This window comes from Noviherbaspirillum aerium, from assembly GCF_008929045.1.
GTDB classification, from domain to species: Bacteria; Pseudomonadota; Gammaproteobacteria; order Burkholderiales; family Burkholderiaceae_D; genus Noviherbaspirillum; species Noviherbaspirillum aerium.
The window spans coordinates 110,069-130,907 of sequence record NZ_VFAH01000012.1 but is presented as its reverse complement, the minus strand read 5'-3'; the positions used below and the strand labels follow the sequence as shown (position 1 = coordinate 130,907).

Below are 20,839 nucleotides of genomic sequence, written 5' to 3'. Positions count from 1 at the left end.
GGGGGCGATGTGATGTGACGCGCTATCTGTCATAAACGCGAATAAGTTGCGAGCAATTCCTGTCCCGAGGTGAAAGTGACAGGAAGCCACGCCAGGCGGCGTGGCTTGCTCCATGCAGGCACGTGGCTACTGCGTGCCGGATTGCCGATTCAGCCTGTCCCGCGCGAGCGCCGCCACGTTTTTCAGCCAGGGATGATTGCCGTACCAGCGCTCTGCAAATGCTTCAATCTCCGCCTTGTGCAGAAGCGATGCGCCAAGCATGTCCAGGCCATGGAGAAACATGTTGCGGTGGCGGTCGCTGAGCATGAACCTGGCCGAACCCGTCGAGCTGATGACCTGCAGGTTCTCGACATCGATTCGCAGCCGCAGCGGCGCGGACGATGAAGACTCTTCCTTGAAGAGCCGCTTCATGTCTTCTTCGGATACGGTCGCCAGCATCAGGCCGTTGTTCATGGCGTTGGAGTAGAAGATCTCCGCAAAACTGGAGGCCACGACGGCTTTTATTCCCGACTGCTGAAGCCCCCATACCGCATGCTCGCGGCTGGAGCCGCAGCCGAAATTGGACCCGCCGAGAAGCATCGATGCATTGGCATGCTTCGGCTGGTTCAGGACGAATTCCTCTCGCGGCCTGCCCTGCTCATCGAACCGCATGTCGTATAACAGCCCCCTGGCCAGGCCTGCCTTGTCGATGCCGCGCAGGAACTGCTTGGGCATGATCTGGTCCGTGTCGAGATTCGCAATGGGGAGGGGCGCTGCGATGCCTTCAATGATCGCGTTCTTATTCATGACTGGCTACCAGCTTTCTGTAATCGGTAATTTTTCCTGTGACCGCGGCCGCGGCCGCCATCGCCGGGCTCATCAGATGCGTGATGGCGCCACGCCCCTGCCTGCCTTCGAAATTGCGGTTGGTGGTCGAAGCGCAGCGCACTCCCGGCGCCAGTACATCATCATTCATCGCCAGACACATTGAACATCCCGGCTTGCGCCATTCGAAACCTGCGGCAATCAGTTTGTCCGCGATGCCTTCCCGTTCTGCCTGTTCGCGCACCGCGCCGGATCCCGGCACCACCATGGCCCTCACGCCATCGGCCACTTTTCTGTCGCCGACCACTTCCACCACCGCTCTCAGGTCTTCGATACGGCCATTGGTGCAGGAGCCGATGAAGACATGATCGATCCTGACGCCGTCAATGGCCGTATCGGGAGCAAGCATCGTGTAACGCAGCGCCCGCTCGTCGCTTTGCGCCTTGATGTCGTCGCCGGCGACAACCGGCGTGCGCCCGGAAATCGCGATCGCCTGGTCCGGACTGGTTCCCCAGGTGATGTAGGGTTCGACCGCGGATACATCAAAATCGTGTTCTGCGTCGAAGACGGCATCGACATCGGAATAGAGCGTGCTCCAGTGTTCCCGTGCCCGTTCAAGCCAGTCGGGGTTTTCTGCAATGTCGGGACACCTCTCCAGGACATACTGCGCGGTGATGTCATCGGGAGCGATCAGCGCTCCCCTTGCGCCCGCCTCGACTGTCATGTTGCACAAGGTGAATCTCGCTTCGGTGCTCAAGCCTTTCAGTGCGGAGCCGGTATATTCCACCACATAGCCGCGCGCGCCCTGGGCACTGATGCGGCTGATGATCATCAGGATGATGTCCTTGGCGGTCGTACCGACGGGAATCTCGCCATCGAGACGGATGCGCATGTTGCCGGCAAGGCGGTACACCAGGGTTTGCGTCGCCAGGACGTGCTCGACTTCCGTCGTCCCGATTCCGAAGCCGAGTGCGCCCAGCGCACCGTAGGTCGTCGTATGGCTGTCGCCGCAGATGATCACCATGCCGGGACGGACCATGCCATGCTCGGGCGCGATGACATGCTCGATACCCTGCAAGGCGTCGTTGGTATCGAACAGCGGAATGCCATGACGATCGCAATTCCGCTTGAGATTAGTGGCCTGCAATGCCGATGGCCCGTCGGCGATGATCCTGATGGCCTCTGGCCTGGTCGGGATGATATGACTCACCGTCGAGACGTTCTGGCCCGGCATCAATGTCATCAATCCGCGCTCGTCCAATCCCGCGAAAGCTTGCGGACTGGTGTACTCGTTCATCAAGTGCAGGTCCGCAAAGAGCAGCACGTTGTCGGCGTCGAGCGTGGCAACGGTGTGGGAATCGACCAGCTTCCGGTATAAGGTTTTGCCCATGTTTCAATGACTCCTGATTGCTATTCCGCCGTGATGCCGCGCGCTTTCACCAGCTTTGCCCATGAATCCATTTCGGTCTTCAGCTTGTCCTGGGCCTGCTGCGGCGTCGATGGCGTGGGATCGAATCCTTCCTTCACCATGCGCTCCTTGAGCGTCGGGCTGGCCAGTGTCTTGTTCAGGGTCGCGTTCAGTTTTTCGACGACGTCCTTGGGGGTGCCCGCCGGTACGAAGGCAATGAACCAGGTTTCGAAGTGATAACCCGGCACACCCGACTCGGCCAGCGTGGGAACGTTCGGCATCAGGCTCGACCGCTTCGGACCGGTCACACCCAATGCGCGCACCTTGCCAGCCTGGATATGCGGTTGAGCCGCCGACAGCACCGGGAAGCTCATGTCGACCTGGCCCGCAATGGTATCGATCAGCGCCGGGCCGCCTCCCTTGTAGGGAATATGCGTGATATCCACGCCGGCAGCCGTCTTGAAGAGTTCCGCCGACATGTGGAAGGTGCTGCCGCTGCCTGCCGATCCGTAGTTGAATTTCCCGGGGGCGGCCTTGGCGGCTGCGACGAGTTCCGCGGTGGTCTTCGCAGGGAAGCCGTTGTTGACGATCAGAACATGCTGGGATGTGGCCACCATGCCGACGGGAGCAATCTCTTTCAGCGTGTCGTAGGGCATCTTCCTGAAAATGGAAGGATTGATTGCCAGCGAGACCGTCTGCAGGCCGACGGAGTAACCGTCGGGCGCAGACTTGGCGACGTCGTTGACACCGATATTCCCACCGGCGCCCGCCTTGTTCTCGACATAGATGGAGCCGCCGAGCTGTTTCGACCATTCTTCGGAAATGCGGCGCGCCACGATGTCTGCGCTGCCGCCGGGAGCATACGGAACGACCAGCCTGACGGGGCGCGTCGGGTAATTGTCTGCATGGACGCTGGACGTAGCCGTAGCCATTGCCATTACAGGAAGCGCAAGGGCGATCAGTGTTTTGCGGCGGGTATTCATGGTGTCTCCGATGAATGAATAGTTAATGGCCGTATACTATTCGTGGTTCGGAGCCGTATAATTTCTCCACACACAATTCATTATGTCGCCCAAGGAATGAATGGACCGCCTGACTGACTTGAGTTTTTTCTCCTTGCTGATTCGGTCGGGCAGCCTCGCCGCGGCGGCGCAGGAACTCGGCGTCACCCCGCCCTCCATCAGCAAACGGCTGGCCGGGCTTGAATCGCGGCTGCGTGTGCGCCTGCTGAACCGAACCACCCGCCGTATCAGCCTGACTCCGGAAGGAGAGCTTTACCTGGCGGAGGGGCAGAGAATCATCTCGGATCTGGATGCGCTCGAGCAGAGAATTACCGGCAGAGCGGATACGCCCAAGGGCCTGCTGAAGGTCAGCGCGACCTTAGGCTTCGGGCGCCGCCATCTCATGCCGGTGATTTCGGCGTTTGCCCGCAAATTTCCGGACGTGGAAGTGCAGATGCACCTGAGCGACCGGCCTGTCAATCTGGCGGAGCATGGCTTCGACATCGGCATCCGGTTCGGCGAGCTGCCGGACACGAGGATGACCGCGCGAAAATTGGCGAGCAACCGCCGCTTCATCTGCGCCTCCCCGTCCTACCTCGGACAGCGGGGCATGCCTCTCCATCCAAGGGAGTTGTCCAAGCATGAATGCATTTTTCTGCGCGAGAGTGACGAGACGTATGGAACATGGCACTTCAACTGCAAGGGCAGGCAGGAGACGGTCAAGGTCCGCGGCCAATTGAACACGAATGACGGCGAAAGCGCACTCGGCTGGGCGCTTGAAGGACACGGAATTGTCATCCGCTCGGAATGGGATGTGTCAGCCTATCTGCGATCGGGAAGAATGAAGAAGATTCTGGAGGACTGGGACTTGCCGCCGGCGGATATTTATATCGTCTATCCGACAAAACATAACCTGTCCGCCAAAACGCGGGCGTTCGTTGACTTCATGCTCGAGTCCTTTGCCGGATATCGAGACGACGGACGCGGGAAAAACCAGGTCGTGTGGTGACGCTGTAGCGACCATGACTTCCGGCATGGCCGCGATAGCCGCCGCATGCCGCGAATGATTCTCACGGCATGCTCTCCGGTTGAAGCTCAGCGGGGCCGCGTATTCCTGCGCGGCGCCCGCCGAAGGCCTTGTGCGTCAGCCCAGCTTCTTCGACAGATCCCACATGGCATCGACCAGCCGGTCGATATCCGATGCGTTATGCCAGAGATGCGTCGAAATTCGCACCGGCCAGTGGTCCGAGGGCGCACCGATCACCGGGACATTGACGTTGCGGATGACGAAGCCCCGGTTGTAGTCCGACAGCATCCTGGAAACGAAGGTGCCGGATTTGGTCGAGTTCAGCACATCGGCCGTGTTGTGGAAGGGATTGAACGATGTGATGGCCGATACCAGCCTCGGGTCATCCTTCGGCGAATAAAGCCGCTCCACGCCCCAGCGTTCGGCGATCTTTTCCTTCAGATACTGGCTGAGCGTCAGATCGTAGGTTTCGATCTTCTTGCGTCCGATCTGGTCCCACAGTTCGCAAGCCTTTACCAGCGCCGAGAACATCGGGGTGTGCAGGCTGCCGCAACTGGTGATGATGCTGCCGATATCGTAGGTTGCCGTACCGGTCGTGGTGCGAACCGGCGGCGTGGTCGGATAGCTGCTCGTGTGAATCGGATACCACTTCGGCAGCGGCAGCGGATTGGACCCGCGGATCTTGTTTCGCACAATCAGGATGCCGGTCGAGCCGGGACCGCACTGCCATTTGTGCCCTGCCCCCGACATGAAGTCCATGCCCAGGCGGGCATAATCATAGGCCATCATGCCGGGCAGGTGCGCACCGTCGACGATGCTGATCAGTTCATTCCGCTTCGCCACCTCCATCAATTCGGCAATCGGCAACATGGTACCGGTCTTGTACGTCGGCGAAGACCACATCATGGCGCGCACCCGCTTGCCGCCGGCTCTCAGTTCCCTGATGCGCTGTTCGAACAGATTGACGTAAGTCTCGGCATTCTGGTCGTTGCCCACCGGCAGCGCCACGCGCGAAACCTCGATGCCGTAGCGGTGCACGGCGATCTGCAGCGGCACGTCGCCGCCCGGATGTTCATGGTTGGTGGTGACCACCACGTCGCCGGCCTTCCAGTCGAGTCCGAGAATCGCGTGGCACATGCCCGATGAAGTATTTGCCGAGAATGCCAGCTCGTCCGGATCAACACCGAAGCCCGGTGCAACCTTGGTCCGTTCGGCGAGCAGGTTAGTGTATCCGCTGCCCGAATTCCTGGCTTTCGTCCGGTTTTCCTCGTCGAAGACATCGAGCGAAATTTTCGGCATCGAACCGGCGGTGCCGATGTTCATGAATGTTCTGCCGGGATCGAGCACGAACATGCTGTTGATGCTGGCCCAGAACCGGTCATCCTGCAGCAGCCTGCTGCGGAGAGCGCTGGCGGAGGTGCTGTTTGCGAACGCGCTCAGCGGACTGGCTGCGGCGACAGCCGCGCCGGCTCCGAGCATGCGCAGGAAGTCGCGCCTGTTGGGCGTCCAATGCCGTGTCTCCTCTTGAGAGAACTGGGCAATCCTGTTTCCCAAATCTTCATTGCCTACATCTTTGCTCATGGTTCTGTCTCCTGCATTCGTTGTGTTTAACGGCGGCCAGCAACAACTGCGATTTCTATCAGCACATCACGCGGAAGGCGGGCGACCTCGACAGTCGCCCGGGCTGGTGGGTTCGTCTTGAAGTACTCCCCGTAGATCTTGTTCATCACTGCGAAGTCATTCAGATTTTTCATGTACACGGTGCTCATCAATACATCGTCGTAGGACAGGCCCTGGGATTTCAGCTTTTCGCCGATATAGTCGAGTACCAGGCGCGTCTGTTCTTCGACGGTGGTTCCCTGCACGGCATTGCCGGCCTTGTTCAGTGGTATGACGCCGGAAAGAAAGATCAATCCCCCATGCGATGTCATCTGGGAGTAAGGCCCGATGGCGGGATAGATCTTGTCGGTAGAAAGGATTTGCTTGGAGTTCTTTGCGGGCATTGCACAACCGGTCAATGCAATTGCCGCGGAAATGGCTACAACACGGAACACCGCTCTTTTATTACCCATCAGAATGTCTCCTTATATTATTGGAAGGATGATTCCCTTCAGGCGTGGCTGGGTCCTGGGATCCGATTGGCTAGATCGATTCGTCTCCTTTTAAGAATGGCTTAAGAAATGTGGCGAAGGAGGGAGGGTGCAAACAACGATGCATGTTCGCCGCGTTGAAATTCTCCGCATCCTTAACTTTGTACATTAGTCTCTGTCATTGTTACTGAATTGATTAATGTTAAAAACTGCGGCAACTTAAAGATGGGTGAGCTGCTTAGTAAGATGAATGGACTTTTTCGCATTCGCACAATTTCCGTGTGTCTTCATGCAGGCCTTCATAGCATGCGCAAAGCGGTTTCATATGCATGCCAACTAGCTTTTACAAAAAACTCGCAAGCGATGGAAACTGGCTACCTCAGGAGGTGGAGCGTTTAAGGCAGTTCTCCGATCAGACATACCCGCTTCTTCCACAGGCAAGGAGCAGGCAGGGTTTCGCAAACCTTGGAGTGGGCTGCTGCAGCCAACTCGATCGCAAACCGGTGGTGGAAAGAGGCTGGAGCGAGGATGTCGTTAAAGCTGGATTCGATACCGATGACTTCAAGGGAAAATATGGAAATGTGCCGCCAATCTTAGTTAATAAGACACCGATTAAACAATGTTAAAAATTGGAAGATTTCCTTAAATTAATTATTGTGGAAACGACCTTTTCAAGCCAAGTACGTTGGCCTGCCGTCACATTGGCCTGCTGGCCTTCCTGTCTTACCATTTGGTCCAAGTTCGGCTGCCTTCCATCAAGTTTTTCGGCTTTGCATGGACTGCGGTTCCCTTTAGAGCGTTTTCATCCTGACTTGCCTGCCGATTCCGGACAGATTGCCGCCGTCAGGTCAGGGAAAACGCTCTGATAAGGACAACGTTGCCGGTGCGGAGACATCAAGCCTTTCCTGGCGACAAGCGACGGCGAAGCGGGAATGAGGCTGAAATGATTCTTCCCGTTCGTCACTCCGAGGGATGTTGGAGGTAAGCTGCAGGTTCCTGTATTTCGTGCACCTGCGGCGCCTGCTTCTTATTCCGGCATTAACGCCATTGGGGAACTTGAGATAGTTCCCGACATGCCGCAAATTTTCTTGCGGCTGCTGCACATCCAACCGCACTTCCATGCAGGCCGGTTGAATGTGCAGCGCGGTTGTCCTCAATACTCAGCGCGCCGCATCGCCGCGCCGGTACTCGATGGTGAGTTCGTCCAGCCGCTGCTTGAGCGATGCGTCGAGCCGCACTTCGGCAGCGTTGAGCGTATCCGCAAGCTGCTCCGGACGGCTGGCGCCGATGATGGCGGAAGTGACCGCAGGATTGGCAAGGACCCATGCGACCGATGCCGTCGTCAGCGACAGGCCCGTTTCCGTGACCGCTTCGTTCAGCGCTTGCACCGTGGTGAATTGCCGTTCATGCCAGTAGCGATCCTGGTAGCGCTCGGCGGCGGTGCCGAGCGTGAAGCGCGTGCCGGCGGTAGGTCCGGTACCGTACTTGTGCTTGCCTGTGAGCAGGCCTCCCGCGAGCGGGTTGTAGGGAATGACCCCGAGCCGGTCTTCCAGCGCCAAAGGCAGCAGTTCCCGTTCAATCTCGCGGAACAGGAGGCTGTAGCGGGGCTGTATCGAAACCACTCGCGTCAGGTTGCGAGCTTCGGCCCGGCCGAGCAGGCGGGCGATGCGATATGCAAGGAAGTTGGATACGCCGACATAACGCGCCTTGCCGGAGCGCACGATGGTATCGAGCGCCTCCAGCGTTTCATCGAGCGGCGTATTCGGATCGTCGGAATGCAGCTGGTAGAGATCGAGATAATCAGTGCCGAGCCGCTGCAGCGATGCGTCGATGGCGTCAAGCAGATGCTTGCGCGAAGCCCCCTGATCCCAGGGGGACGGCCCCATCTTGCCGACTGCCTTGGTGGCGAGGATGAAACGGCTGCGCCTGCCCTTGAGCCAGCGCCCGACGATCTCTTCCGTGCGGCCGGCGGTGCCCGTGTCTCCGCCCAGCGGATACACGTCGGCAGTGTCGATGAAGTTGACGCCGCCCTCGGCAGCGCGATCAAGAATGGCATGCGAGGCCGCTTCATCCGATTGCAGGCCGAAAGTCATGGTGCCGAGGCAAAGGCGCGAGACCATCAGGCCGGTGCCTCCGAGTCTTGTAGTTTGCATGTGCTGTCCTATCCGTTGATGAATTGAAACCTGACGATGAAAAGGCGTTTATCCGCCAATATTGAAAGCACGCTTTCCGGTATTTACGAGCGCAAGACCATCTGGTCTCACCGGAAGCTCGCCGCCCGTGGTAATGCGTTGCGCCACGCGCGGCGGGCCGGGATGCGCTGGCGTATCGAGGCCGGCTGACTTCCTCAAAGGACAAGTCTAGCAGCGCATCGCTTTCCCGTTTTTTTAGCACGACGTTGCGACTGTGCCCGTACGCGGATTAAAAAACAGCCCGTTCTCGGCGATACCTGAACGGAAGCGCACCAGCGTGCAAAGCCATGAACGGAGACTCCGTGCGGCCATCTGAACGGAGATTGACGAGCTCCGATGGAAACCGCGTGGGCTTCACACGGAACCGGGCGGCAATGTCAGAAGAGGGACCAATGCGTTATACTTGCCCCGGGTGCTCACATCATCTCCGGTGTGGCAGGTTAATGCGATGGTCGGGCCGCCACGCGGCTTTTTCACGACCCATGCACGCACCCGCACCAATCCCTATCGTTGGCGCCACGTATCCGACGTGGCTCATCCATACGCTGGCTCTTCCTACAAGCCGGGCATGCCGCCCATCCCGCGCACCTCCTTTGGTCCAGGCAGTCAGCCGGCGCCGCCAGTCGCTTCGGCGCCCTGGCCGCTCCGCCGATTGGCTTGAGGAAGCGATGCATCTGGCCACAGGAATTTCCTGATTTCCAGCGTCATTTCCGTTTTATCCATCCCCCTATTCCTAAAACAAGGTCACGAATGGAAAATATCAATATCATTGCGGCAGTCATCTTTGCGCTGGCGCTTGCACATACCTTTGCCGCGAAATCGTTCGAACGGATTGCTGACCGGAGCACCAGGCATGCCGGGCTCTTTCATCTGCTCGGCGAGATTGAAATCGTTTTCGGACTGTGGGCAGCCGTACTGATCATCTGCATGGTGGCGCTGGGCGGAGGCAAGGAGGCGATTGCCTATGTCGAGTCCCGCCATTACACCGAACCCTTGTTCGTCTTCGTGATCATGGTCGTAGCCGCTTCCCGGCCGGTGCTGGAGGCGGTGAAACTGCTGATCGCCTCGATAGCGCGGATCGCGCCGGTCACCACCGTCATTGCGCAAGTCTGGCTTTGCCTTGCCCTTGTGCCGCTCATCGGTTCCCTCATTACCGAGCCTGCGGCCATGACCCTTGCCGCGTTGATGCTGGCGCCGCTGGTGTTCCGGCCCGGCATTCCCGAATGGCTCAAGTACGGCGCGCTTGGAGTGCTGTTCGTCAATGTCTCGATCGGCGGCACGCTGACCACCTTCGCCGCACCTCCTGTGCTGATGGTGGCCAGTACCTGGCAGTGGGACACGATGTTCATGCTGAAAAATTTCGGATGGAAGTCGGCGCTGGCCGTGCTGATCAATGCCAGCGCCATCACATGGATGCTGCGCACGCATCTGAGGGAAAGGGATGGGGCGTCCTCGACACCGGATCAAGTCAGCGTCCCATTATCGGTCAGCCTGATTCATCTCCTGTTTCTTGCGGGAGTAGTGATCTTCGCGCACCATCCGGTCATCTTCATGGGCCTGTTTCTGTTCTTCCTCGGGTACACCACTGCGTATTCGCATTACCAGAGCCCGCTGATCCTCAAGGAAGGCTTGCTGGTCGGCTTTTTCCTCGCCGGACTGGTAGTGCTGGGAGGAATGCAGCAATGGTGGCTGCAGCCTATCGTTTCCAGCCTGGAGCCGACCGCCTTGTTCTTCGGCGCGCTGGGCTTGACCGCGATCACCGACAATGCGGCATTGACCTACCTCGGCTCGCTGATTCAAGGCATTTCGGATCAGGGGAAATACATGCTGGTGGCGGGCGCCGTGGCCGGCGGCGGCCTTACCGTGATTGCCAATGCACCGAACCCTGCTGGCGTGGCTCTGCTGCGCGAAGGCTTCAATGACGGCTCGATCGGCATCGGCGGCCTGCTGGCCGGGGCGACGTTGCCAACGGCGGTCGCGGCACTCTTTCTGCTGATGTAGTGGCGCGTGTCAACACCTGCAGGTCCGATCCGAACGAGAAGCGCGCCGATATTGCCTGACATCGCGCTGACATTGCGTAGCGAGGCCTTGGCCTCGCTACGCTTATCTCTCTGTACTTATCTCGTTATGCTTGTCTCGTTGTGCCGACACCCTTTCGCCACATCAGTCGTCAGTTCCGCCTTCAACAGATTTTCGACTTACGTTATCAGGCTGTCTTTGAGTGCGTCGCGAGAAGCCCAAAGTCGGGACAAGTACCGCACGTGCACAAGCAGTACGCGAAAACCATGGGCGCGGAGCACGAGCGCAGCAAACTCACGGCCTGGGTGGCGCGCTCCCGGTGTCGACTGATGCCTCAGACGCCGTGCTGTCTGAACCAGTCCAGCATCCGCTGCCAGGCATCCTGCGCCGCGCCTTTCCGGTACGAGGGACGGTAATCGGCATAGAACGCATGCGGCGCATCGGGATATACGTGGATTGCCGACGGGCTGACGGCCTGCGCCAACGCCATGCGCATCTGCTCGACGGTCTCCAGCGGAATACCTTGGTCCTGTCCGCCGTAAAGGCCCAGCACCGGCGCCTTCAATTGCGCGGCAAGCTGCACCGGATGCTGCGGCATGAGAGAGCCTGCCTCTCCGACCAGCTTGCCGTACCAGGCGACCCCCGCCTTCAGCCTCGTCTGGTGGGCCGCATACAGCCAGGTGATGCGCCCTCCCCAGCAGAAGCCCGTCACGCCAACGCGGTCCAGGTCGCCGCCGTGCTGCCCGGCCCACGCGAGGCTGGCATCCAGGTCGGACATGACTTGCCGGTCAGGTACTGTGGAGACGATCTTGCGGATCTCGTCGATGCTTTCGAGCCCGGACACGTCGCCCTGCCTCACATACAGGTCCGGCGCGATCGCGAGATAGCCCAGCTTGGCAAACCGGCGGACCACATCCTTGATGTGTTCATGCACGCCGAAGATTTCCTGCACCACCAGTACGACGGGATAGGGACCGGTACCGGCCGGTGCGGCCCAATACCCGGGAATGGCGCGGTCGCCCGCCGGAATCTGGATGTCTGCAGCCTGCAGGCCGGCAGTATCGGTGGTGATCAGCGTATCCTGCACTGGAGGAGTTGCTGCGGCAAATGCCGTATTGGTAGGATCAGTCATGTCATTCCTCGAATTCGCCGCAACGGTCCTGCGCGGCAGCCTGAATGAGAATGGCGCCACGGTTGCCGGTCATTGCGGCAGGCAACCGTGCGCCATGGATGGAATTACCGCAGTGTTCTTACAGCACAAAGGCGGGTGCATGGTCGCATCTGCCTGGCCACAGGCGCTGCGCACTGGCGCCTTCCGCCTTGGCCAGGACACCGCCACGGTCACGACGAATGCGGTCGATGCGGTCGTCGAGATCAGTTCCAGCGGCCGCTCTGTCCACCGATACTGTAGCGCCCCGCGCCGAGAAACGCGACCGCAAGCGCGGCAGCCAGATACATGCCTTGGAGTTCCAGAGCCCAGCCGCCGGTCTTGGTCATGCTGAACAGGTCCTGCATGTGCGCCAGAACGACGGCAAATACCATGTTGATAGCAATGACCAGGGCGGCCGGCCTCGTCATGAGTCCCACCAGCACGAGCAGCGGGGCAATCACTTCGCCGACGTAGACCAGGTAGGCGAATGCGGGTGGCAAGCCGATCTTGGCCACCATGCCTTCGATGCCGCCCACACCGTTCATGATCTTGGCGACGCCGTGCAAAAGAATAAGGAGTGCGAGCGAGACCCGCAGAATGAGTTTCCCGAAATCCTCGGATACGCTTCCTGTTTGATGGCGATGCATGGCAACTCCTTTCAATTCATGTTGTTATTGGCGGAAAGATGTGTGCATGCGGTGGTGGCCGCTGCGTTCTTGCCTTTGTGCATGTCGATGCCGGCAAGTGCGCAAAGCAGTGCATGAACATCTCGAAGGTCCGCGGCAGTCGATGGCGGGTACTGCGCGCATGATAACTCTGAATGCTTGTTGACGTGCAATCAACGGCTTGATGCAACTCCAAGCCTCATGCCGTGCCCGGCGATCACCGGCCTTCGGGAACGGATCGAATGTATTCGGTATCAAGGCAGTCTGGGATGCGCCCGTAATGCGGCAGCTAGAGGTCCGCGTCGTAATGCAGGCAGCCCGATGGTGGAGGCAAATATCTATCACCAGCGATTCCACGTGCTTGGTTTTATGAAATCCGGGAGTCCTTCGCACAGCGGTCCGGGAGCGACCTCCCCACTGCATCTACGCCGTGAACCAGGCTTTTACCAGAGGCAGAAGGATGACGATCCAGGTAATGCCCGCCAGCATGAGCGCCAGGAAGACCGCCGCGCTTCCGATGTCCTTGGCGACCTTCGACAGCGGATGCCGTTCCAGGGAAATTCTGTCGACAACGGTTTCCAGCGCGGAGTTGAGCAATTCCACGATCAGCAAAAGCATCAGGACGGCGACAAGGGCAAGCCGGTGCAGCGCAGGCAGAGGCAGGAGCAGCGCAACGACCATTGCCGGAACGACGATGCACAGTTCCTGACGAAAGGCGTGCTCGTTGCGCCAGGCCGCCTGAAACCCTTGGATGGAATACGAGCAGGCGGACAGGATGCGCTTAAGGCCGCTCTTGCTCTTGAACTCGCTGATCTGTGATTCTTTTTCGGTTATTGCCATTCTTGCATCCTGATTCCGACGGTATGTGCTTGCCGGTCTGCATCGATCCGGCGGCGTTTCGAAGCCTACACGCAAATCGAATGGCAGTCGACATGGCGAGGGCTTGATATGTCGCTAGGAGCATGGCGCAAATGTCGGAAAGAGCCTTTTTGATTTTTTCACGATGTGATATAACATGATTATTGCAACGCACCAACCACATTATGAAAACTGAACAGGCAACTGAAAACAGTCAGACTTCGATCCAGGTAATCGAACGCATGATTTCACTGCTGGATGCGCTCGCCCAATATCCCGATCCCGTGAGCCTGAAGGAACTGTCGACCATGACGGGCCTGCATCCCTCGACCGCCCACCGCATTCTGAACGACCTCGTCGTCAAGCGTTTCGTCGACCGTGCCGAAGCCGGATCTTACCGCCTTGGCATGCGCCTGCTGGAACTGGGCAACATCGTCAAGAGCCGTCTCAATGTGCGCGAGGCTTCGCTGGAATACATGCGCGCGCTGCATCGTCGCACCCAGCAAACGATCAACCTGTCAGTGCGGCAAGGCGACGAAATCGTTTATATCGACCGCTCCTTCTCCGAGCGTTCCGGCATGCAGGTGGTGCGTGCCATCGGCGGCCGCGCGCCGCTGCACCTGACATCCACCGGCAAGCTGTTCCTCTCCGCCGATGACCCGAAACAGGTGCGTGCCTATGCTACCCGCACCGGACTGGCGGGCCACAACAAGAATTCCATTACCGATCTGACCAAGCTGGAGCGGGAGCTCAGCCTGGTACGCGCGCGCGGCTATGCACGCGACAACGAAGAACTGGAACTCGGCGTGCGCTGCATGGCCGCAGGCATCTATGACGATTCCGGCAAGCTGATTGCCGGCCTGTCGATTTCCGCGCCAGCGGACCGCCTGCAGGATGAATGGGTGGACGACCTGGTCAGCACGGCCGGCGAGATTTCCTCGGTGCTTGGTTTTGTGCCTCAGGGCGCAGCGGCCTGAAAAAGTACAGCGGCCTGAAAGCGGACGCATTCCGCTTTCAGGCCGGCTGTCATGCCACGCGCCGGTAGAGCCCGAGATCGCTTGATATGGGCTTGTAACGCGACACGAACGGGGCCGTATCGAGCCCATCGCCCTTGTCTACGCTGAGAATGCCAAACACCGGCATGCTTTCGTAGAACAATTGCAGCGTGCGCCGCTTCAGGTAGGCCCCGAAGTCGGGCATCGCACGGCGGCAGATGATCATCTGGAACTCATTGAACGAGGCATCGGTGGCCAGGCTGTATTGCGCCCAGACGATGTTGCTGCGCAGGTGCTCGCTGAACACGGCCCGCTCCCCCTGCCTTGCGCAATACGCACGCAGGTCGGCGCGCCCTCCGCTTTCCCGATAGTTGCGTTCGTAGCCTGCAAAATGCTCGCCCGCAAACCCGCCCTCGCTGGCCTCGGCCAGCAACGCGTCGTTCTCCGCGGTCGCGAAGATCTGCGTGCGGTCCAGCAATTCCTCCTCCGCGAGCAGGATCGCCATGCCGTAGACATCTTCCGCGCTCGCGCATTCGGCGAGCCAGATGCGCGGGGACGGGAAGGAACGCAGCCATGGCACCATGGTCTTCCTCAGCAGCTGGAAGTAAGCCGAATCATCGAACAGCGCGCCGGGGCGCAGGCTGAGTGCGCGCAGCAGGTCCGCCCCGGTGGCCGGGTCATGCAGCACCCGTTCCTGCAATGCGGAGACGGTGCGCAGTTTGAGTTCCTGCATGAGGCCGAGCAGCTTGCGGCTCACCGCATCACGCTGGTAGCCCCGGAAATCATGGCCGAAGTGCCGGAAAACGCCTTCAAGAAGAAGGTCGATTTCAAGCGCCTCGACGGTTGGCATGGATGGCTCCAAGTGTTATCCCGTCGCTCTACTGGTGCAGCCAGACGCGCATCAGGGACAGCAGCTGCGCCACATCCACCGGCTTGGTGATGTAATCCGACGCACCAGCCGCCAGGCATTTGTCGCGGTCGCCCTTCATCGCCTTCGCCGTCAGCGTGATGATCGGCAGCGACTTGAAGCGCGGAATGGCGCGGATGGCGCGCATGGTGTCGTAGCCGTCCATCTCCGGCATCATGATGTCCATCAGCACGATCTCGATGGTCGGATCCTTTTCGAGAACCTCGATGCCATCCTTGCCGTTTTCCGCAAACAGCACTTGCATCTGCTGCCGCTCCAGCACGGAGCTCAGCGCAAAGATGTTGCGCAGGTCGTCATCGACGATGAGTACCTTGCGTCCAATCAGACCGCCGTCAGCCTGTTGGATATCTTCCAGCATCCGGCGCTGGGTTTCCGGCAGGCTGGTCGGCGAACGATGCAGGAAAAGCGCGGTTTCATCGAGCAGCCGCTCCGGCGAGCGCGCGTCCTTGACGACGATGGTCTTGGCAATACGCTTGAGGTGCGTGACTTCCTTGCGGCTCAGCTCCTTGGCGGTATAGATCACCACCGGCAGGTTGCGCAGGCTGGCATCGTCACCGATACGGTCCAGCAATTCCACGCCGTTGATATCCGGCAGCGACAGGTCGAGCACCATGCAGTCGAACTGGTTCGCATGCAGTGCTTCCAGCGCCTCCTTGCCGGAGCTGACCGCGACGATCTGGACATCATTGGCGCCGACCAGGTCGACGATCATGCTGCGCTGCAAGGGGTCATCCTCGACCACCAGCAGGCTGCGCTTGCCGCGGATGAGGAACTGCTGGATTCGCGTGAACTCATCCTGCAGCCGCTCGCGGCTCACCGGCTTGTGCAGATACGAGATGGCGCCCTGGCGCAGTACCCGTTCGCGCTCCTTCAGGTTGGTCATCACGTGCACCGGGATATGGCGCGTGCTCGGATCGCGCTTGAGGCGGTCGAGCACCGTGAAGCCGTCGATATCCGGCAGGTCGATGTCGAGCAGGATCGCCGCCGGCAGGTAATCGCGCGCCAGCGTCAGCGCGGAATCGCCCTGGTGCGTGACGATGCCCTTGAAGTTCTTTTCACGGGCGAAGTCGAGCAGGATGCCGGCAAAGCGGGCATCGTCTTCCACGATCAGCACGGAAGGATCGCCGGGCGCAATCAGCGCGCGGTCATCGGAAGTGCTTTCATAGGGCAATGCCGGCAGATCGACGTTGAGCTGTGATGGATGCAGCTCCTCGACGTCGCTGACATCGGAGTTCAGGTAAACGGTATTGGTGCGCAGCATCTCCATTGAGGATGTGGATTGCAGCGTTTCCTGGCTGATGAAGCCCGAACGGTTGTAAGGCAGGAACAGGGTAAAGGTGCTGCCGACGCCGACCACGCTTTCCACCCGGATTTCACCGCCAAGCAGGCGGGCGAGTTCCCGGCTGATCGACAGGCCGAGACCGGTGCCGCCGTAGCGGCGCGCGGTACTGCCGTCGGCCTGCTGGAAAGCTTCGAAGATCAGCTGCAGCTTGTCCGAGGCAATGCCCACGCCCGTATCGGTGACCGAGAAGGCCAGCACCGCATCGGCCTGGTTCAGGTTGGGATGGTCCGGCGTCCAGCCCGACAGCACACGGCCGATGCGCAAGGCCACCTGGCCATGAGAGGTGAACTTGAAGGCATTGGAAAGCAGGTTTTTCAGGATCTGCTGCAGTCGGGTGGTGTCGGTCATCATCGCCACCGGCAGGTCGTCCGCAAGGTCGACCGAGAAGCTGAGCTGCTTGGCTTCCGCCATGTGGCGGAAGGTGCGCTCCACGTAGCCGGACAGCGTGCGGAAACGATACTCGCTGAGTTCGAGCGTGACCGTGCCCGACTCGATCTTCGACAGGTCCAGGATATCGTTGATCAGCGTCAGCAGGTCGCTGCCGGAACCATAGATGGTTTTGGCAAATTCCACCTGGCGCGCGCTGAGATTGCCTTCGGGGTTGTCGGAAAGCTGCTGCGCCAGAATCAGCAGGCTGTTCAGCGGCGTGCGCAGTTCGTGCGACATGTTGGCGAGGAACTCGGATTTGTACTTGGAAGACAATGCAAGCTGGGTCGCCTTTTCCTCGAGCGCCAGCTTGGCCTGTTCCACTTCGCGGTTCTTGCGTTCCACCTCGATGTTCTGCTCCGACAGCAGGCGCGCCTTTTCCGCCAGTTCCAGGTTGGTCTGCTGCAGTTCCTGCGCCAGCGACTGCGACTGGGTCAGCAGCGATTCGGTACGGCTGTTCGCCTCGATGGTGTTCAACACCACGCCGATCGATTCCATCAACTGGTCAAGGAACCACAGGTGGGTTTCGGTGAAGCGGTCGAGCGAAGCAATCTCGATGACCGCCTTGACCTGCTGTTCGAACAGGATGGGCAGCACCACGATATTGGTCGGCGGCGCGGCGCCCAGGCCGGACGAGACCTGGATGTAGTCGCGCGGCACATTGGTCAGCCAGATGCGCTGTTTCTCAATCGCGCACTGTCCGACCAGGCCTTCGCCCGGCAGGAAGGAAGTCGGCAGCTTGCGGCTGGAACGATAGCCGTAGCTAGCGATCATGCGCAAGCGCGCATCCTGGTCCTGCGAATCCATCATGTAGAACACCCCATGATGCGCGCTGACCAGAGGAGCGAGTTCGGACAGGATCAGCGTGGTCACCGCGGCCAGGTCGCGCTGGCCCTGCAGCAGGCGGGTGAAGCGCGCCAGGTTGGTCTTCAGCCAGTCCTGCTGCGCATTCTTCTGCGTCGTTTCCTTCAGGTTGCGGATCATCTCGTTGATGTTGTCCTTGAGGTCCGCCACCTCGCCGCGCGCCTCCACCTGGATCGAACGCGACAAGTCGCCGCGGGTCACCGCGGTGGCCACTTCCGCAATCGCGCGCACCTGCGTGGTGAGGTTGGCCGCGAGCTGGTTGACGTTCTCGGTCAGGTCCTTCCAGGTGCCTGCGGCACCCGGCACGCTTGCCTGCCCGCCCAGCTTACCCTCCACGCCGACCTCGCGCGCCACGGTGGTGGCCTGGTCGGCGAACACCGCCAGCGTATCGGTCATCTCGTTGATGGTGTTGGCCAGCGCTGCGATTTCACCGCGCGCCGCCACGGTCAGCTTCTTCTTCAGGTCGCCGTTCGCCACCGCGGTCACCACGCCGGCGATACCGCGCACCTGTGCGGTCAGGTTGGCCGCCATGAAGTTGACGTTGTCGGTCAAGTCCTTCCAGGTACCTGCCGCGCCTTCCACCTGCGCCTGGCCGCCGAGCTTGCCTTCGGTACCCACCTCACGCGCCACCCGCGTTACTTCCGACGCAAACGATGACAGCTGGTCCACCATCACGTTGATGGTGTTCTTCAATTCGAGAATTTCCCCCTTGACGTCCACGGTGATCTTCTTGGACAAGTCGCCGCGCGCCACCGCCGTCGTCACTTCCGCGATGTTACGCACCTGGCCCGTCAGGTTCGACGCCATGAAGTTCACGTTGTCGGTCAAGTCCTTCCAGGTGCCGGACGCGCCGGGCACGTTCGCCTGGCCGCCGAGACGGCCTTCGGTGCCGACCTCACGCGCCACCCGCGTCACTTCGGACGCGAAGGAGCGCAGCTGGTCCACCATGGTGTTGATCGTGTCTTTCAGCTGCAGGATCTCGCCGCGCACGTCCACCGTGATTTTCTTGGACAAGTCGCCGTTGGCCACCGCCGTGGTCACGTCCGCGATGTTACGCACCTGCGACGTCAGGTTACCCGCCATCGAGTTCACCGAGTCGGTCAGGTCCTTCCAGGTGCCGGCAACGCCCGGCACGTTGGCCTGGCCGCCGAGCTTGCCTTCGGTACCCACCTCACGCGCCACCCGCGTCACTTCCGACGCAAACGATGACAGCTGGTCCACCATCACGTTGATGGTGTTCTTCAATTCGAGAATTTCCCCCTTGACGTCCACGGTGATCTTCTTGGACAAGTCGCCGCGCGCCACCGCCGTCGTCACTTCCGCAATGTTACGCACCTGGCCGGTCAGGTTCGACGCCATGAAGTTGACGTTGTCGGTCAAGTCCTTCCACGTACCGCCCACACCCTTCACCTGCGCCTGGCCGCCGAGCTTGCCTTCGGTGCCAACCTCCCGCGCCACCCGCGTCACTTCCGACGCGAAGGAGTTCAACTGGTCCACCATCACATTGATGGTGTTTTTCAATTCGAAAATCTCACCACGCACGTCCACGGTGATTTTCTTGGACAGGTCGCCGTTGGCCACCGCCGTGGTCACGTCGGCAATGTTACGCACCTGCGACGTCAGGTTACCCGCCATCGAGTTGACCGAGTCGGTCAAGTCCTTCCAGGTGCCCGCGACACCCGGCACGTTGGCCTGGCCGCCGAGCTTGCCTTCGGTCCCCACTTCACGCGCCACCCGCGTTACTTCGGAGGCGAAGGAATTCAACTGGTCCACCATCACGTTGATGGTGTTCTTCAGTTCCAGGATCTCGCCCTTGACGTCCACGGTGATTTTCTTCGACAGGTCGCCGTTCGCTACCGCTGTCGTTACGTCCGCGATGTTACGCACCTGTGCGGTCAGATTACCCGCCATCGAGTTCACCGAGTCGGTCAAGTCTTTCCAGGTACCCGCGACGCCCGGAACCTTCGCCTGACCGCCGAGCTTCCCCTCCGTACCGACCTCGCGCGCCACCCGCGTCACTTCGGACGCAAACGATGACAGCTGGTCCACCATCACGTTGATGGTGTCTTTCAATTCGAGAATCTCGCCCTTGACGTCCACGGTAATCTTTTTCGACAGGTCGCCGTTCGCCACCGCCGTCGTCACTTCCGCGATGTTACGCACCTGGCCCGTCAGGTTCGACGCCATGAAGTTCACGTTGTCGGTCAAGTCCTTCCAGGTTCCGCCCACGCCCGGCACGTAAGCCTGGCCGCCGAGCTTGCCCTCGGTACCCACCTCACGCGCCACCCGTGTCACTTCGGAAGCGAAGGAGCGCAGCTGGTCCACCATGGTGTTGATCGTGTCTTTCAGCTGCAGGATTTCGCCGCGCACGTCCACGGTGATTTTCTTGGACAAGTCGCCGTTGGCCACCGCCGTGGTCACGTCCGCGATGTTACGCACCTGCGACGTCAGGTTACCCGCCATGGAGTTGACCGAGTCGGTCAAGTCCTTCCAGGTGCCCGCGACACCCGGCACGTTGGCCTGGCCGCCGAGCTTGCCCTCGGTACCCACCTCACGCGCCACCCGCGTTACTTCCGACGCAAACGATGACAGCTGGTCCACCATCGTGTTCGCCGTGGAGGCGGCGCGCAGGAACTGTCCCTTCAGCGGCCGGCCATCGACATCGAGCGCCATGGTCTGGGAGAGATCGCCCTTCGCGACCGCGCCGATGACCCGCGCCATCTCTGTCGTCGGATGCACAAGGTCATCGATCAGGGTGTTGACGGATTTGACAATGGTTGCCCAGCCGCCCGCAACGCTGGGGAGCGACGCACGCTGCGTCAGACGCCCTTCACGCCCGACCACGCGGCTGACTTCGGTAATCTCCCGGGTCAGCTGCTCGTTGGTCTCCATGATGTCGTTCAGCGTGTCTGCCACCTTGCCTGCCAAGCCGGTCAAGTCCGACGGCATGCGCGTGGAGAAGTCCCCCTTTTTCAGCGCGGTCAGGACGCCCAGCAGCAGCTTGGCATCCAGTTCATCGGTCAACTTGGTCCTGGTGTCCATCAACGATCTCCCACTTCTGATCAAAATC

General features: G+C 60.2%; 15 protein-coding genes. 4 read left to right on the top strand and 11 right to left on the bottom strand.

The window, feature by feature from the left end:
* Positions 1-126 precede the first annotated feature (126 nt).
* Genes leuD through FH061_RS17800 form a run of 3 tightly spaced genes read right to left on the bottom strand, consistent with a single transcriptional unit; the run spans position 127 to position 3,195 of the window.
* Complete coding sequence (gene leuD / locus FH061_RS17810; RefSeq protein ID WP_151637182.1) at positions 127-786, bottom strand: 3-isopropylmalate dehydratase small subunit; 660 nt, start codon at positions 784-786, stop codon at positions 127-129.
* Positions 779-2,194 carry a 3-isopropylmalate dehydratase large subunit gene (leuC, locus tag FH061_RS17805; RefSeq protein WP_151637181.1) on the bottom strand — a complete coding sequence of 472 codons (1,416 nt, stop codon included), beginning with the start codon at positions 2,192-2,194 and terminating at the stop codon, positions 779-781. Before leuC ends, leuD begins: the two co-directional genes overlap by 8 nt.
* A 20-nt stretch (positions 2,195-2,214) precedes the next feature.
* The gene (locus FH061_RS17800; protein WP_151637180.1) at positions 2,215-3,195 is read right to left on the bottom strand and encodes a tripartite tricarboxylate transporter substrate binding protein; all 981 of its coding nucleotides are present in this window, start codon (positions 3,193-3,195) and stop codon (positions 2,215-2,217) included.
* A gap of 100 nt (positions 3,196-3,295) precedes the next feature.
* On the opposite strand from FH061_RS17800, the gene FH061_RS17795 reads away from it, so the two are divergent.
* The gene (locus FH061_RS17795) at positions 3,296-4,222 is read left to right on the top strand and encodes a LysR substrate-binding domain-containing protein (protein WP_151637179.1); all 927 of its coding nucleotides are present in this window, start codon (positions 3,296-3,298) and stop codon (positions 4,220-4,222) included.
* 135 nt (positions 4,223-4,357) lie between these two features.
* On the opposite strand, the gene FH061_RS17790 is transcribed toward FH061_RS17795, so the two are convergent.
* From FH061_RS17790 to FH061_RS17780, 3 genes are all read right to left on the bottom strand, one after another.
* Entirely contained in the window at positions 4,358-5,821 is a 1,464-nt protein-coding gene (locus tag FH061_RS17790) for an aminotransferase class V-fold PLP-dependent enzyme (RefSeq protein ID WP_151637178.1), read from the bottom strand.
* A gap of 26 nt (positions 5,822-5,847) precedes the next feature.
* A complete protein-coding gene (locus FH061_RS17785) occupies positions 5,848-6,312 on the bottom strand; it encodes a Rid family detoxifying hydrolase (RefSeq protein WP_151637177.1) in 465 nt (154 codons plus the stop codon).
* Positions 6,313-7,490: 1,178 nt separating this feature from the next.
* Positions 7,491-8,483 carry an aldo/keto reductase gene (locus FH061_RS17780; protein WP_151637176.1) on the bottom strand — a complete coding sequence of 331 codons (993 nt, stop codon included), beginning with the start codon at positions 8,481-8,483 and terminating at the stop codon, positions 7,491-7,493.
* A gap of 36 nt (positions 8,484-8,519) precedes the next feature.
* On the opposite strand from FH061_RS17780, the gene FH061_RS30545 reads away from it, so the two are divergent.
* Both FH061_RS30545 and FH061_RS17775 read left to right on the top strand, forming a co-directional pair.
* On the top strand, positions 8,520-8,672 hold the full coding sequence (locus tag FH061_RS30545; protein ID WP_192805120.1) for a hypothetical protein: 153 nt from the start codon (positions 8,520-8,522) through the stop codon (positions 8,670-8,672).
* Between the two features lie 600 nt (positions 8,673-9,272).
* A complete protein-coding gene (locus FH061_RS17775; RefSeq protein ID WP_151637175.1) occupies positions 9,273-10,523 on the top strand; it encodes a putative Na+/H+ antiporter in 1,251 nt (416 codons plus the stop codon).
* 352 nt (positions 10,524-10,875) lie between these two features.
* On the opposite strand, the gene FH061_RS17770 is transcribed toward FH061_RS17775, so the two are convergent.
* From FH061_RS17770 to FH061_RS17760, 3 genes are all read right to left on the bottom strand, one after another.
* Entirely contained in the window at positions 10,876-11,673 is a 798-nt protein-coding gene (locus tag FH061_RS17770) for a dienelactone hydrolase family protein (RefSeq protein ID WP_151637174.1), read from the bottom strand.
* Positions 11,674-11,915: 242 nt separating this feature from the next.
* Positions 11,916-12,338, bottom strand: coding sequence for a DoxX family protein (locus FH061_RS17765; protein ID WP_151637173.1), 423 nt, complete (start codon positions 12,336-12,338; stop codon positions 11,916-11,918).
* Positions 12,339-12,779: 441 nt separating this feature from the next.
* Entirely contained in the window at positions 12,780-13,196 is a 417-nt protein-coding gene (locus FH061_RS17760) for a diacylglycerol kinase (protein ID WP_151637172.1), read from the bottom strand.
* A gap of 203 nt (positions 13,197-13,399) precedes the next feature.
* Between FH061_RS17760 and FH061_RS17755 the strand changes: the two genes are divergently transcribed.
* Positions 13,400-14,191 (top strand): IclR family transcriptional regulator, encoded by a 792-nt coding sequence (locus FH061_RS17755; RefSeq protein ID WP_151637171.1) that lies wholly within the window; start codon positions 13,400-13,402, stop codon positions 14,189-14,191.
* Positions 14,192-14,240: 49 nt separating this feature from the next.
* On the opposite strand, the gene FH061_RS17750 is transcribed toward FH061_RS17755, so the two are convergent.
* Entirely contained in the window at positions 14,241-15,059 is an 819-nt protein-coding gene (locus FH061_RS17750; protein WP_151637170.1) for a CheR family methyltransferase, read from the bottom strand.
* A gap of 28 nt (positions 15,060-15,087) precedes the next feature.
* Positions 15,088-20,811, bottom strand: a complete 5,724-nt coding sequence (locus FH061_RS17745) for a hybrid sensor histidine kinase/response regulator (protein ID WP_151637169.1) — start codon at positions 20,809-20,811, stop codon at positions 15,088-15,090.
* Positions 20,812-20,839 lie beyond the last annotated feature (28 nt).

What these genes read in the sequence shown, in the direction of transcription:
- leuD (WP_151637182.1), bottom strand. Translation starts at nt 786, where the DNA reads ATGAATAAGAACGCGATCATTGAAGGCATCGCAGCGCCCCTCCCCATT.
- leuC (WP_151637181.1), bottom strand. Translation starts at nt 2,194, where the DNA reads ATGGGCAAAACCTTATACCGGAAGCTGGTCGATTCCCACACCGTTGCC.
- FH061_RS17800 (WP_151637180.1), bottom strand. Translation starts at nt 3,195, where the DNA reads ATGAATACCCGCCGCAAAACACTGATCGCCCTTGCGCTTCCTGTAATG.
- FH061_RS17795 (WP_151637179.1), top strand. Translation starts at nt 3,296, where the DNA reads ATGGACCGCCTGACTGACTTGAGTTTTTTCTCCTTGCTGATTCGGTCG.
- FH061_RS17790 (WP_151637178.1), bottom strand. Translation starts at nt 5,821, where the DNA reads ATGAGCAAAGATGTAGGCAATGAAGATTTGGGAAACAGGATTGCCCAG.
- FH061_RS17785 (WP_151637177.1), bottom strand. Translation starts at nt 6,312, where the DNA reads ATGGGTAATAAAAGAGCGGTGTTCCGTGTTGTAGCCATTTCCGCGGCA.
- FH061_RS17780 (WP_151637176.1), bottom strand. Translation starts at nt 8,483, where the DNA reads ATGCAAACTACAAGACTCGGAGGCACCGGCCTGATGGTCTCGCGCCTT.
- FH061_RS30545 (WP_192805120.1), top strand. Translation starts at nt 8,520, where the DNA reads ATGAAAAGGCGTTTATCCGCCAATATTGAAAGCACGCTTTCCGGTATT.
- FH061_RS17775 (WP_151637175.1), top strand. Translation starts at nt 9,273, where the DNA reads ATGGAAAATATCAATATCATTGCGGCAGTCATCTTTGCGCTGGCGCTT.
- FH061_RS17770 (WP_151637174.1), bottom strand. Translation starts at nt 11,673, where the DNA reads ATGACTGATCCTACCAATACGGCATTTGCCGCAGCAACTCCTCCAGTG.
- FH061_RS17765 (WP_151637173.1), bottom strand. Translation starts at nt 12,338, where the DNA reads ATGCATCGCCATCAAACAGGAAGCGTATCCGAGGATTTCGGGAAACTC.
- FH061_RS17760 (WP_151637172.1), bottom strand. Translation starts at nt 13,196, where the DNA reads ATGGCAATAACCGAAAAAGAATCACAGATCAGCGAGTTCAAGAGCAAG.
- FH061_RS17755 (WP_151637171.1), top strand. Translation starts at nt 13,400, where the DNA reads ATGAAAACTGAACAGGCAACTGAAAACAGTCAGACTTCGATCCAGGTA.
- FH061_RS17750 (WP_151637170.1), bottom strand. Translation starts at nt 15,059, where the DNA reads ATGCCAACCGTCGAGGCGCTTGAAATCGACCTTCTTCTTGAAGGCGTT.
- FH061_RS17745 (WP_151637169.1), bottom strand. Translation starts at nt 20,811, where the DNA reads ATGGACACCAGGACCAAGTTGACCGATGAACTGGATGCCAAGCTGCTG.